The sequence below is a fragment of the Paracoccus sp. TRP genome (genome assembly GCF_000185925.1).
GTDB lineage: Bacteria > Pseudomonadota > Alphaproteobacteria > Rhodobacterales > Rhodobacteraceae > Paracoccus > Paracoccus kondratievae.
Genome location: NZ_AEPN01000029.1, coordinates 40,587 through 51,849 on the forward strand (window position 1 = coordinate 40,587; position 11,263 = coordinate 51,849).

12 protein-coding genes and 1 tRNA gene are annotated in these 11,263 nt (G+C 62.2%); 10 read left to right on the top strand and 3 right to left on the bottom strand.

Annotated elements, in window-relative coordinates:
- Positions 1–29: 29 nt before the first annotated feature.
- The 3 genes from purB to PARACOCCUSGL_RS0114680 form a co-directional block, all read right to left on the bottom strand.
- The gene (gene purB / locus PARACOCCUSGL_RS0114670) at positions 30–1,346 is read right to left on the bottom strand and encodes an adenylosuccinate lyase (protein ID WP_010398044.1); all 1,317 of its coding nucleotides are present in this window, start codon (positions 1,344–1,346) and stop codon (positions 30–32) included.
- Positions 1,347–1,486: 140 nt separating this feature from the next.
- A complete protein-coding gene (glnA, locus tag PARACOCCUSGL_RS0114675; RefSeq protein WP_010398047.1) occupies positions 1,487–2,893 on the bottom strand; it encodes a type I glutamate--ammonia ligase in 1,407 nt (468 codons plus the stop codon).
- A gap of 95 nt (positions 2,894–2,988) precedes the next feature.
- Positions 2,989–3,327: a P-II family nitrogen regulator gene (locus PARACOCCUSGL_RS0114680; protein ID WP_010398051.1), complete on the bottom strand. Its 339-nt coding sequence runs from the start codon at positions 3,325–3,327 to the stop codon at positions 2,989–2,991.
- A gap of 141 nt (positions 3,328–3,468) precedes the next feature.
- On the opposite strand from PARACOCCUSGL_RS0114680, the gene PARACOCCUSGL_RS0114685 reads away from it, so the two are divergent.
- The 10 genes from PARACOCCUSGL_RS0114685 (at position 3,469) to PARACOCCUSGL_RS21560 (ending at position 11,129) form a co-directional block, all read left to right on the top strand.
- On the top strand, positions 3,469–5,001 hold the full coding sequence (locus tag PARACOCCUSGL_RS0114685) for a bifunctional ADP-dependent NAD(P)H-hydrate dehydratase/NAD(P)H-hydrate epimerase (protein ID WP_029372350.1): 1,533 nt from the start codon (positions 3,469–3,471) through the stop codon (positions 4,999–5,001).
- 85 nt (positions 5,002–5,086) lie between these two features.
- Positions 5,087–5,171, top strand: a tRNA-Leu gene (locus PARACOCCUSGL_RS0114690).
- A gap of 90 nt (positions 5,172–5,261) precedes the next feature.
- Positions 5,262–6,842: a DUF6538 domain-containing protein gene (locus PARACOCCUSGL_RS0114695; RefSeq protein WP_138918360.1), complete on the top strand. Its 1,581-nt coding sequence runs from the start codon at positions 5,262–5,264 to the stop codon at positions 6,840–6,842.
- Positions 6,843–6,881: 39 nt separating this feature from the next.
- Complete coding sequence (locus tag PARACOCCUSGL_RS0114700) at positions 6,882–8,144, top strand: phage portal protein (protein ID WP_138918361.1); 1,263 nt, start codon at positions 6,882–6,884, stop codon at positions 8,142–8,144.
- A complete protein-coding gene (locus tag PARACOCCUSGL_RS22625) occupies positions 8,137–8,271 on the top strand; it encodes a hypothetical protein (protein ID WP_010398060.1) in 135 nt (44 codons plus the stop codon). The genes PARACOCCUSGL_RS0114700 and PARACOCCUSGL_RS22625 overlap by 8 nt, the downstream gene beginning before the upstream one ends.
- A complete protein-coding gene (locus PARACOCCUSGL_RS0114710; RefSeq protein ID WP_010398064.1) occupies positions 8,268–8,588 on the top strand; it encodes a gene transfer agent family protein in 321 nt (106 codons plus the stop codon). The genes PARACOCCUSGL_RS22625 and PARACOCCUSGL_RS0114710 overlap by 4 nt, the downstream gene beginning before the upstream one ends.
- Entirely contained in the window at positions 8,581–10,119 is a 1,539-nt protein-coding gene (locus PARACOCCUSGL_RS0114715) for a phage major capsid protein (protein ID WP_010398065.1), read from the top strand. Before PARACOCCUSGL_RS0114710 ends, PARACOCCUSGL_RS0114715 begins: the two co-directional genes overlap by 8 nt.
- A gap of 11 nt (positions 10,120–10,130) precedes the next feature.
- Complete coding sequence (locus PARACOCCUSGL_RS0114720) at positions 10,131–10,622, top strand: phage tail assembly chaperone (RefSeq protein WP_158004476.1); 492 nt, start codon at positions 10,131–10,133, stop codon at positions 10,620–10,622.
- A complete protein-coding gene (locus PARACOCCUSGL_RS22060; protein ID WP_010398069.1) occupies positions 10,619–10,783 on the top strand; it encodes a hypothetical protein in 165 nt (54 codons plus the stop codon). The genes PARACOCCUSGL_RS0114720 and PARACOCCUSGL_RS22060 overlap by 4 nt, the downstream gene beginning before the upstream one ends.
- Positions 10,776–11,129, top strand: coding sequence for an HNH endonuclease (locus tag PARACOCCUSGL_RS21560; RefSeq protein WP_010398071.1), 354 nt, complete (start codon positions 10,776–10,778; stop codon positions 11,127–11,129). Before PARACOCCUSGL_RS22060 ends, PARACOCCUSGL_RS21560 begins: the two co-directional genes overlap by 8 nt.
- Positions 11,130–11,263: the final 134 nt, after the last annotated feature.

Here is an 11,263-nt window from a genome sequence, read left to right on the forward strand (position 1 = left end):
CAATCTGACAGCAAAAGACAAACTGCGGGTTAATGGGCGCCGTTTTCTTCGAAAACGCGGGCAAAGATCGTGTCCACGTGCTTGGTGTGATAGCCAAGGTCGAACTTCTCTTCGATCTCGGCCGGGCTCAGTGCCGCGGTCACTTCGGGATCAGACAGCAGCTCGGTCTTGAAATCGGCACCCTGTTCCCAGACTTTCATGGCGTTTCGCTGGACCAGCCGATAGGCGTCCTCGCGGCTGACACCGGCCTGGGTCAGCGCCAGAAGAACACGTTGAGACATAACCAGTCCTTTGAACTTGTTAAGGTTTTTCAACATGTTTTCGGGGTAGATAACCAGTTTCTCGACCACGCCGGCAAGCCGGTTCAGGGCAAAGTCCAGCGTGATGGTGGCGTCGGGGGCGATACCACGCTCGACCGAGGAATGGCTGATGTCGCGTTCATGCCAAAGGGCGACGTTCTCCATCGCGGGGATCACGGCCATGCGCACCAGCCGGGCAAGGCCGGTCAGGTTTTCAGTCAGCACCGGGTTGCGCTTGTGCGGCATCGCCGACGAGCCTTTCTGGCCGGGGCTGAAAAACTCTTCGGCCTCAAGCACCTCGGTACGCTGCATGTGGCGGATTTCGATGGCGATGTTTTCGATCGAGCTGGCGATGACGCCCAGCGTGGCAAAGAACATCGCGTGGCGGTCGCGCGGGATGACCTGGGTCGAGATCGGCTCGGGGCGCAGGCCCATCTGCGCGCAGACATGTTCTTCGACGCGCGGGTCGATATTGGCAAAGGTCCCGACTGCGCCCGAGATCGCGCCGGTTGCGACCTCTTCGCGGGCGCGTTGCAGGCGCTCGCGCCCCCGGGCCATTTCGGCATAAAAGCGGGCAAAGGTCAGGCCCATGGTAGTCGGCTCGGCATGGATGCCATGGCTGCGACCGATACGCACGGTGTCCTTATGTTCATAGGCGCGCTTTTTCAGCGCAGCCAGAACCTTGTCCATATCGGCCAGCAGGATGTCCGCCGCCCGGACCAGCTGTACATTCAGCGTGGTGTCGAGCACGTCCGAACTGGTCATGCCCTGATGGACAAAGCGCGCCTCTTCGGCGCCGATATGCTCGGCCAGATGGGTCAGAAAGGCGATCACGTCATGCTTGGTCACCGCCTCGATCTCGTCGATGCGGGCGACGTCGAATTCGACGTCTTTTGCTTTCCAGACGGCCTCGGCATTCTCGCGCGGGATCACACCCAGATCGGCCTGGGCGTCGCAGGCATGGGCCTCGATCTCGTACCAGATGCGGAACTTGGTTTCGGGCGACCAGATGGCGACCATTTCGGGGCGGGCATAGCGGGGGATCATGCGGGGCTCCTGATGTTTGCCGGGCTTTTAGCGGCAAGGCCCCCGCCCCGCAACCACGGGCTGGCGAGGGTCCGCGCCGGCCCTGATGGAAAAAAGCCGCCCCAAGAGGCGGCTTTCCCTGTCACTGTCCCGAAAACGGATCAGCAGCTGTAATACATCGCGTATTCGATGGGGTGGGGCGTATGCTCATAGGCATAGACCTCTTCCCACTTCAGCTTGATATAGCCTTCCAGCTGATCGCGGGTGAAGACATCCCCGGCGAGCAGGAAGTCCATGTCCTTTTCCAGCTCTTCCAGCGCTTCGCGCAGGCTGCCGCAGACCGTCGGGATTTCAGCCAGTTCTTCGGGCGGCAGGTCGTAGAGGTCCTTGTCCGAGGCCGGGCCCGGGTCGATCTTGTTCTTGATGCCGTCCAGGCCGGCCATCAGCAGCGCGGCAAAGGCCAGATAGGGGTTGGCGGCCGGATCGGGGAAGCGGGCCTCGACGCGCTTGGCTTTCGGCGATTCCGTCCACGGGATACGCACGCAGCCCGAGCGGTTGCGGGCCGAGTAGGCGCGCAGAACCGGAGCTTCAAAGCCCGGGATCAGCCGCTTATAGCTGTTGGTCGAGGGGTTGGTCAGCGCGTTCAGGGCCTTGGCGTGCTTGAGGATCCCGCCGATGAACCACAGGGCTTCCTGGCTAAGATCAGCATATTTGTCGCCGGCGAACAGCGGCTTGCCGTCTTTCCAGATCGACATGTTGACGTGCATCCCCGAGCCGTTGTCGCCTTTCATCGGCTTGGGCATGAAGGTCGCGGTCTTGCCATAGGCGGCAGCGACGTTGTGGATGACGTATTTGTATTTCTGGATGTTGTCGGCCTGCTGGGTCAGCGTGCCGAAGATCATCCCCAGCTCGTGCTGGGCGGTCGCAACTTCGTGGTGATGCTTGTCGACCTTGATGCCCATGCGCTTCATGGTCGAAAGCATTTCGCCGCGGATGTCCTGCGCCGCATCGACCGGGTTCACCGGGAAATAGCCGCCCTTGTGGGCCGCGCGATGGGCAAGGTTGCCGTCTTCGTAAACGGTATCAGTGTTCCAGGCGGCGTCGACCGAGTCGAGCTCGAACGCGACCTTCTGTGGGGTCACCGAATAGCGCACGTCGTCAAAGAGAAAGAACTCGGCCTCGGGGCCGAAGAAGGCCGTGTCGCCGATGCCGCTCGACTTCAGATAGGCTTCGGCCTTGACGGCGGTGCCGCGCGGGTCGCGGGCATAGGGTTCGCCGGTGTCCGGTTCGACCACGTTGCAGTGCAGGCACAGGGTTTTTTCGGCGTAGAACGGGTCGATATAGGCCGAGGACGCGTCCGGCATCAGTTTCATGTCGGACTGGTCGATCGATTTCCAGCCAGCGATCGAGGAGCCGTCGAACATGAAGCCTTCTTCAAAGAAGTCCTCGTCCACCAGATCGGCGACCAGGGTCACATGCTGCAGCTTGCCCTTGGGATCGGTGAAGCGGACATCGACGTATTCGACCTCTTCCGCCTTCATCAGATCCAGAACGTCCTTGACTGTCATTTGGGTCCTTCCTCCATCAGTCTGACCGGCGCCGCCGCCGGGCATGGATACCAGTTGAATATTTCCGTGTCTTTGATCCTGCGCGGGGTCGCGGATCAGACCGCGTCGTCGCCGGTTTCGCCGGTCCGGATGCGGATGGCCTGCTCTACGGGCAGGATGAAGATCTTGCCATCGCCGATTTTCTCGGTGCGCGCGGCCGAGATGATGGCGTCCACAGCGGCTTCGACCAGGTCGTCAGGCAGGACCATCTCGATCTTCACCTTGGGCAGAAAGTCCACCACATATTCCGCGCCGCGATAAAGCTCGGTGTGACCTTTCTGCCGGCCGAAGCCCTTGACCTCGGTGACCGAAAGACCCTGCACGCCGACTTCCTGAAGGGCCTCTTTCACATCGTCCAGTTTGAAGGGCTTGATGATGGCTTCGACTTTCTTCATCGCCTGATCCTTCTCTCGCGACTTGCCTGGGACCTGATTGGCGGGGTTGGTGATGCGCGTCCATGCGGCTTGACGGGGAAAGCAGCATGCAGACAGCAAATCCCGGGCATGTGCCCGTTTATTGTGCAGGTTGCCTGAATTATGTGCGACAGAATGGCCGGGCGGCGCGAGATCCTGACGACTCGACAGATGCGTGCGCTGGAAGGAACCGCGATCAACAGTGCCAGCGTGACCGGAGCCGCGCTGATGGAGCGGGCCGGTGCGGGTGTTGTGACCGAGGTTCTGACCTTTTGGCCCGAATATGCACAGCAGCCGGGGCGAGCGGTGATTCTCTGCGGGCCGGGCAATAATGGCGGCGACGGTTATGTCATCGCCCGCCAACTGGCATCGTGCGGCTGGCAGATCCGGCTGGCGGCGCTTGCGCCCCCCGTGACGCCTGATGCACGCGCCGCGGCGGCGGGCTGGATCGGGACGGTTGCGGCGCTTGACGATATTGGCCCCGAGGACTTTCCGCCCGGCACCCTGTGTATTGATGCGCTTTTCGGAACCGGGTTGACGCGCCCCTTGCCTGATGAATGCGCTGCGCCTTTGCGGCTGGCTGCTGCCTGTGGCTGTCCCATCGTCGCGGTTGATATCCTTAGCGGGCTTTGCGCTGACAGTGGCCGGGTGCTGGGTGGGCTGGATCTGCCGGCGGTGGCCCTGACGGTCAGTTTTCAGCGCGCCAGGCTTGGGCATCTGCTGGCACAGGGGGGCGAGCTTAGCGGTGCGTTGCGCCTTGTCGATATTGGTCTTGATTCGTGGATGAAGGGGGTGGATGGACCTGCCCTGCTGGCTGGTCCTCAGCCCGCGCTGGCAAAGCGCGCTGGCCACAAATACGACCACGGCCACGCGCTGATTCTGGGTGGAGGGTCGGGGCAGGGCGGCGCAGCGCGGCTGACGGCGCGGGCGGCGTTGCGGGTGGGTGCGGGCCTGGTGACGCTTGCCTGTCCGCCCGACGCGTTGGCCGAGAATGCGGCGCGGCTTGATGCGGTGATGTTGCGCCCGGTCCCCGATCGTGCCGGGCTGGAGCGGTTACTTGAGGATCGCCGTTTCAACGCGCTGGCTTTGGGTCCGGCGCTGGGGCTTCAGCGCGCGCGCGATCTGGTCCCGGTGGCGCTGGCGTCACAGCGGGCGGTATTGCTGGACGCCGATGCACTGACCGCCTTTGCCGATGCGCCCGGAACTCTGTTTTCGGCGCTGCATCCGGGCGTGGTGCTGACCCCGCACGGAGGTGAGTTTGCCCGGCTATTCCCTGATCTGGCCCGTCAGCTTGTCGCCCCGGCCCCAACTGGTCCTGCGTTTTCACGACTGGACGCGGTCCGACAGGCGGCGGCGAGGGCTGGCTGCACCGTATTGCTCAAGGGGCCCGACACGGTGATCGCTACCCCGGGGGGAGAGGCGCGCATTGCCGCCGCTGTCGGAGAGGCCGCTGCGCCATGGCTTGCAACAGCGGGCTCGGGCGATGTGTTGTCTGGCATCATCGCCGGTCTGCTGGCGCGCGGGTTCCCGCCGCTTGATGCTGCGGCGACGGGGGCCTGGCTGCACGCCGAGGCCGCGCGTGATTTTGGCCCTGGCCTGATCGCCGAGGACCTGCCCGGGCGGCTGCCTTCGGTGCTTCGTATGCTTGGCTGTTAAACTTTCCTCTCGCCAGCCGAAAACGGCTTTGCTAAGAGGGGCGCCAATCCGTGGATGGCCGGTTTCGGTTCGCGCGGATCAGGATGCGGGTGTGGCGAAACTGGTAGACGCACCAGATTTAGGTTCTGGCGCCGCAAGGCGTGGGGGTTCAAGTCCCTCCACCCGCACCATTAAAAGCCCAGCAAACGCTAGAAATTCCTTGTTTTGCTGGGCTTAGTCCGTTCTACTGTTACAAAGTATGTTACAAAACGGACCCTGCCATGGCTGGCGCACAACGATACCTCTTGAACCGATCCGGCAGATTCTTCGCGCGGCTGGTGGTGCCGAAAGACCTTCGACCCATTGTCGGCAAGACCGAACTGCGGGCACCCCTTGGGCCGGATCGCAGGACCGCAATGAAGCTGCTGCCGGGCGCGGTGGCGCATCTACAGCACCAGATCGCCCAGGCGGAGCGGAAGGCGGCACCGGCCAACAGCCCCGCCGCCCCAGCGCGCTATCCCCTCGCCCCGGATCAGATCGCGCTTTCGCACTACCAGCAACGTCTCGCGTTTGACGACCAGATGCGCAACAGCCCGTCATACGCTGTTGTCTCAACCATCGGGATTGATGACGGCTTTGTTGAGCAACTGCGGGCGGGCGTGGCCGGCAGGCTGTCCGATCAGGAACTGGCCGACCTCATGGAAGCGCGGATCGAGCGTTTCCGGGCTGCTGGGAACCTCGACGCTGCGCCCGGTTCGGACGAATGGCGCACCATCGCCCGCGCCCTCTGTAGCGCCGAGCTAGAGGCTCTGGCGCGCGTCGTGGAGCGCGACGAGGGCGACTTTACCGGCCGGCCCTCTACGCCCCTGCTGGTCAACGCCAAGCTGCCCGAGGGCGAACCCGAGCCGGTGAGCCTTGCGAAACTCTGGAATGACTATGTGAAAGCCCGCACCACGGCAGGATTCATGAAGGACGGCGGTCGGCGTCAGCGCCCTGTGATCGAGAGCTTGCGAAAATTTCTCGGACATAGCGACGCCCGCAAGGTAACGCGCAAAGACCTTATGTCCTGGCGCGACGATCTCTTGAACAGGATCAGCGCAAAGACCGTTGCGGGCATCTATCTTTCGACCATTCGGACCCTATGGGCTTGGGCTGTTGAGAATGACCGCTTGTCCGAGAATGTTGCCGAGAACGTCAAGCAGGCGAAGCCCAAGCGCCAGCGCAGCCGTGATCCAGGGTATTCTGACAAGGAGGCAATTGCTATTCTGAAAGCATCGCTCGCCTATCAGCCGACGCCCGATCCCTTCGGCCATATCCGTGAACATGAAACCACCATCGCGGCTAAGCGATGGGCACCCATCTTGTGCGCGTTCTCCGGTGCGAGGATCAGCGAGATCCTGCAACTGCGGAAGGCCGATGTTTTCCAGGAGGGCGACCGCTGGGTGATGCGGATAAGCCCCGATGCCGGCACGGTGAAGGTGGGCGACTTCCGAGATGTGCCCATCCATCAGCAGATTGTCGCGTTGGGTTTCCTCGACCATGTGAAAGCTGCCAAGACCGGCCCGTTGTTCAATTCCTCGACCGATCCGGCGAAATCGGCCCGTTCGGCACAACGGCAATCCGAGCGCTTGGCGGCTTGGCTCCATGAGAAAGAGCTTGTTCCCCAAGGGCTGCAACCCAACCACGCTTGGCGGCACCGGCTGAAAACGCAAGCGCGTGACCTGGGGCTAGATATGCGGATTGTGAACGCCATTCAGGGGCATTCAGATAAGGACATGTCGGATGGATATGGGACCGTCAGCCTCACCGCCAAGGCCCGTGTGATCGACGCACTACCTGATTACGATCTAAAAGCTACTTGAGAATAGCTCTCATTTAGGCTTGCAAGCAGATTCTTGCATGTGGTAATTTATTACCACAGTTATTGCGAGTATCTGGTAATGAGTTTTCTATCCCGCCTTGGCCGAGTGTTCGGCCAAGGCGAAACCACCGAGAAGAAATCTTTCCGCCTGACCGATCCCGAGGCGCATCAGCTATTCGGTGGCATCCCGTCCGCGTCCGGTGTTCAGATTAGCCCGCATGGTGCCATGCGGGTGCCTGCTGTCCGCCTTGCGGTGACGAAGATCGCCGGCGAGATCGCGACAATCCCCTTCAAGATCTACCATGACGATCCGCGCGGGGCCGCGAAGGATCATCCGGCCTATGTCTTGGTGCATGACTGGGCGTCCGATTTCAAATCCGCCGAGGCGCTACGCGAGCAAGTGACGACCGACGCGCTGCTGTTCGGTCATGGTTATGCCCTGGTCCGTCGCAACAGCGAGGGTAAGCCGATCTTCCTGGCCCGCATCGCGCCTTCGCTGGTGAAGGTGAAGTATGATGTCTATGGCGAGCCGACCTATTTTATCAGGCTCGACGGCAAGAATGAGACTGTCCACGGGCCGCAAGACGTTCTGCATGTTTCTTGTCCCGGCGGCGTTTCCCCGATTCAGCACGCCCGCGAGGCCATCGCGCTATGCGCTGCCGCCGAAAGCCATCTGGCAGGTTTCTATCGCAATGGCGGGCGCCCTTCGGGCGTGATCAAGCACCCGAACAAGCTGGAAGACGAGACGATCAAGAAGATCTCCACATCCTGGTTCAATACCCACAGCGGCGAACAGGCGGGTAAAACCGCCATCCTCGACGAAGGCATGGAGTTTCAGGAGATCGCATTGAAGCTGGCCGACGCGGAATTTTCCGAGGTCCGGCGCGAACAGATCCGCGAGATCGCCCGAGCCTTCGGCGTCCCGCCGGCCATCCTTTTCGAGACGAGCCGGGCCACCTGGAGCAATTACGAACAGTCCCGCCGCGACTTCATCGACAGCACCCTGCGGCCTTGGTTCGCTGCGTGGGCTGCTGCCTATACTCGGTGCCTGGTCAATCTGGAGGACCGCAAGGACTATGTGATCGAGGAAGTGGTGGATGGTCTGGCAGGTGCAGATCTTGCTGCGAGGACCACAGCATTCTCGCAGCTTCGCGCCATGGGCGCTTGGACCGCGAACGATGTTCGCCACGCGCTGAATAAGCCGCCACTGCCTGGCGGCGATGAGCTTGCCAATCCCTTCACCACTTCGGGCGGCACGACCGCACCGGCATCGAAACCCCAAGAGGAAAACCCCGATGAATGACACCACGCAAAGCCCGCTGGAAATGCTGGCGGCGCTGGAAATCGCCCTGGCATTGGTCAATGCCGGCATTCTGACCGCCGACGAACTGCGCGCCATGATCGGCCTGCCGGTTAAGGCCGACGCATGATCGGCATCAACGCCTTTTTCGGCGACAAGGAACGCCCTTTCACCCTGACCGATCCCATGCTGATCGAACTGGAGGCCAAGACCGGCGCCGGTATCGGCGTCTTGTTCCAGCGCCTGATGGCGAACCAGTTTCACCTGGGCGACCTGTCCGAGATCCTGCGCCTTGGCCTGATCGGCGGCGGCACCAGCCCCGAGGAAGCCGACCGGCTGGTCAACGCCTATGCCAAAGATCGCCCGATCTCCGAAATCCTGCCGCTCGCGCTGGACGTGATCACCGCCCGGTGGCTGGGTGCCGACGAGGTGAAGGCCGATGCCTGACACCTTCGAGCGCATAGAGACGAAGGCTAGCCTCTCCGTCGCTGAAACGGGCGAGATCACCGGCATTGCCTGGCCGTTCGGCACGGTGGATCTGGAGGGCGACACGATCACCAAGGGCGCCTTCGACCGCCCGGCCAGCCTGCCTATGCTGGCCGAGCATGATGCCGCCCAGACTATCGGCATATGGTCCGAGATCACCGAGACCGACGAGGGACTGCACGTCAAGGGCAAGCTGCTAATCCACGATGTGCCCCGCGCCCGCGAGGTGGCCGACCAGATCCGCGCTGGCGAGATCGGCGGGCTATCCATCGCCTTCGTCACGAAATCAGCGAAGCGATACCAGAAAGGTCGAGAGATCACCGAATTGTCGCTGCGCGAAATCAGCGTCGTCAAGGCGCCCTGCAATCCGGGGGCGACCGTTCGCACCCTGAAATCCGCCCCCACGATCAAGGAGAATTCAAGCGTGGAGAAAGAAGAACAGGCCCAAGAGGTCAAAACCCAGCCGCCGGCCAACGATCAGCCCCAGGTCGATCTGAAAGCCTTCAATCGCGTTGTCGAACGGCTCGACAAGCTGGAGGCGAAAGGCTTCCTCGGCACCCCGGCTATCGCGCATGGCGAGAATGTCGAGAAGAAGGCCTTCACCACATTCCTGCAAGGTGGTGGCATCGACCGCAAGGCGCTGACCGTCGCGAACGATGCGCCTGGCTATGTGCTGGCGCCCGAGGAATTCACCAACGAGTTCATCCGCAACCTGGTCGAATTCTCGCCGGTCCGCTCCATCGCCGATGTGCGTCCGGCTGGCTCGCACAAGATCGTGGTGCCCAAGCGCACCGGCATCACCAACGCAGCATGGCGCGGTGAAACCGCCGCCCGCACCGCCAGCGAGCCGGCCTTCGGCGAGATGGAAATCGACATCAAGGAGATCAACACCTTTGTCGATCTGTCGCAATGGATGATCGAGGACAGCGCCAACGTGCTGTCCGAGGTCGAGCTTGCGCTGGTAGAGGACTTCGGCGCCAAGGAGGGCCTGGCTTTCGTGAACGGCTCCACCGCCGTCGAACCGCAAGGCTTCATGCAGGAGGCGACCGTGGCACATACGCTGAACGGCCACGCCACCAACCTGTCGGCCGATGCGCTGATCCGGCTCATGTATGCCATGCCCGCGACCTATCGGAACCGTGGCACCTGGGTCATGAACGGCACCACGCTTGCCGCTGTTCGCCTGCTGAAGGATGGGCAGGGCAACTATCTGTGGCAGCCCAGCTACCAGGCCGGCCAGCCCGAAACCATCCTCGGCCGTCCGGTGGTCGAGATGAAGGACATGCCCGACATCGCCTCCAACGCCTTCCCGGTGATGTTCGGTGACTTCAAGGCCGGTTATCGGATCTATGATCGCGTGGAGCTTGCCATGAAGGAAGATCCTTACACGCAGGCGACGAATGGCATGGTCCGATTCCACGCCCGCAAGCGCGTCGGCGCTGCGGTGGTGCGGCCCGACGTGTTCCGTAAACTGCGCATGGCTGCTGCCTAAGCATGGCGCCGGTGCAGCCTGCTTATGAGACGATCCTGGAGCATCACGGTCATGTCGTGGTGCTGCGGGCGTCCCTGCGGGCTGCCATCGACCTGGATGCGCTTCCTGGTGGCTTCAATGCCACCGTGGAGGGCGTCATGGGGCAATCCTATACCTCCATCCGTGACGTGCTGCTCGCAAGCGCCACGGACAGAGCGGCGGCGGTTTCTCTCTTGGCCGCCGCCGCTCACAAACCCCTCGCGCCCTTCATGGCCGAGGCGCAGGCAGCTTGCCTGTCGATCTTTGCCGCGTTCCTGCCCCAGGACTCAGGCACCGCATCGACACAGGGCGCCAGCGCCAAGCTTGTCACGATGCGCGACTACCTGGGCGAACTGTTCCGGTTCGGCACCGGCTGGCTTGGCTGGACGCCCGCCGAGGTCTGGAATGCCTCGCCTGGCGAGTCGAGGCTGCTTTCCTCGCCCATATCGACCGTATGGTTAAAACCACGCCCGGCGCATCCTTGACCGAGGGCGCCTCCGGCGCCCAGACCATCAGCGGCAACCCCGGCTCGACCAGTTATACGCCCAAGCTTCTGGAGCAACTGCACGACGAGAACAACGTGGATCTTGACCCGAACTTTGACCGTCAAGGGTTGCGTGCCCTGAAAGCCCGCCACGGTGCCTAAGCCACCTCGTCTCTGCTCATGCGGCCGCATCGTCGCGCATGGCACCCTCTGCGCTTGCCAGGTCGAGCGGCAGCGCGAACGCAAGCGCCGATATGACCGCACCCGGCCGAACAGCCGCCAACGCGGCTATACAAGGGAATGGGAGAAGGCACGGGCCGAGTTCTTGCGCCTTCATTCCTGCTGCGCGACGTGTGGGGCCGATGCGACCCTTGTTGACCACATCAAGCCCCACAGGGGCGATCAGGCGCTGTTCTGGAACTGGAACAACTGGCAGGCGCTATGCACGTCCTGCCACAGCCGGACGAAGCAGAGTCTTGAAAGGAATGCAAAGATCAGGGATGGTTAGGTGTTCGCAAGTCTAAGGTAGACACGTCACTGATGGAAAACTCAGCCTTCGCTCTACGCGCCAAGCACATCTTTACTTGCATTGCCGCATCTCTCGCATCTTCGTTGTTAGGTTGTGTTGACAAAAAGGATTCC

Coding starts and splice junctions, on each gene's coding strand:
- purB (WP_010398044.1), bottom strand. CDS start 1,346: ATGATCCCCCGCTATGCCCGCCCCGAAATGGTCGCCATCTGGTCGCCC.
- glnA (WP_010398047.1), bottom strand. CDS start 2,893: ATGACAGTCAAGGACGTTCTGGATCTGATGAAGGCGGAAGAGGTCGAA.
- PARACOCCUSGL_RS0114680 (WP_010398051.1), bottom strand. CDS start 3,327: ATGAAGAAAGTCGAAGCCATCATCAAGCCCTTCAAACTGGACGATGTG.
- PARACOCCUSGL_RS0114685 (WP_029372350.1), top strand. CDS start 3,469: ATGTGCGACAGAATGGCCGGGCGGCGCGAGATCCTGACGACTCGACAG.
- PARACOCCUSGL_RS0114695 (WP_138918360.1), top strand. CDS start 5,262: ATGGCTGGCGCACAACGATACCTCTTGAACCGATCCGGCAGATTCTTC.
- PARACOCCUSGL_RS22625 (WP_010398060.1), top strand. CDS start 8,137: ATGAATGACACCACGCAAAGCCCGCTGGAAATGCTGGCGGCGCTGGAA.
- PARACOCCUSGL_RS0114710 (WP_010398064.1), top strand. CDS start 8,268: ATGATCGGCATCAACGCCTTTTTCGGCGACAAGGAACGCCCTTTCACC.
- PARACOCCUSGL_RS0114715 (WP_010398065.1), top strand. CDS start 8,581: ATGCCTGACACCTTCGAGCGCATAGAGACGAAGGCTAGCCTCTCCGTC.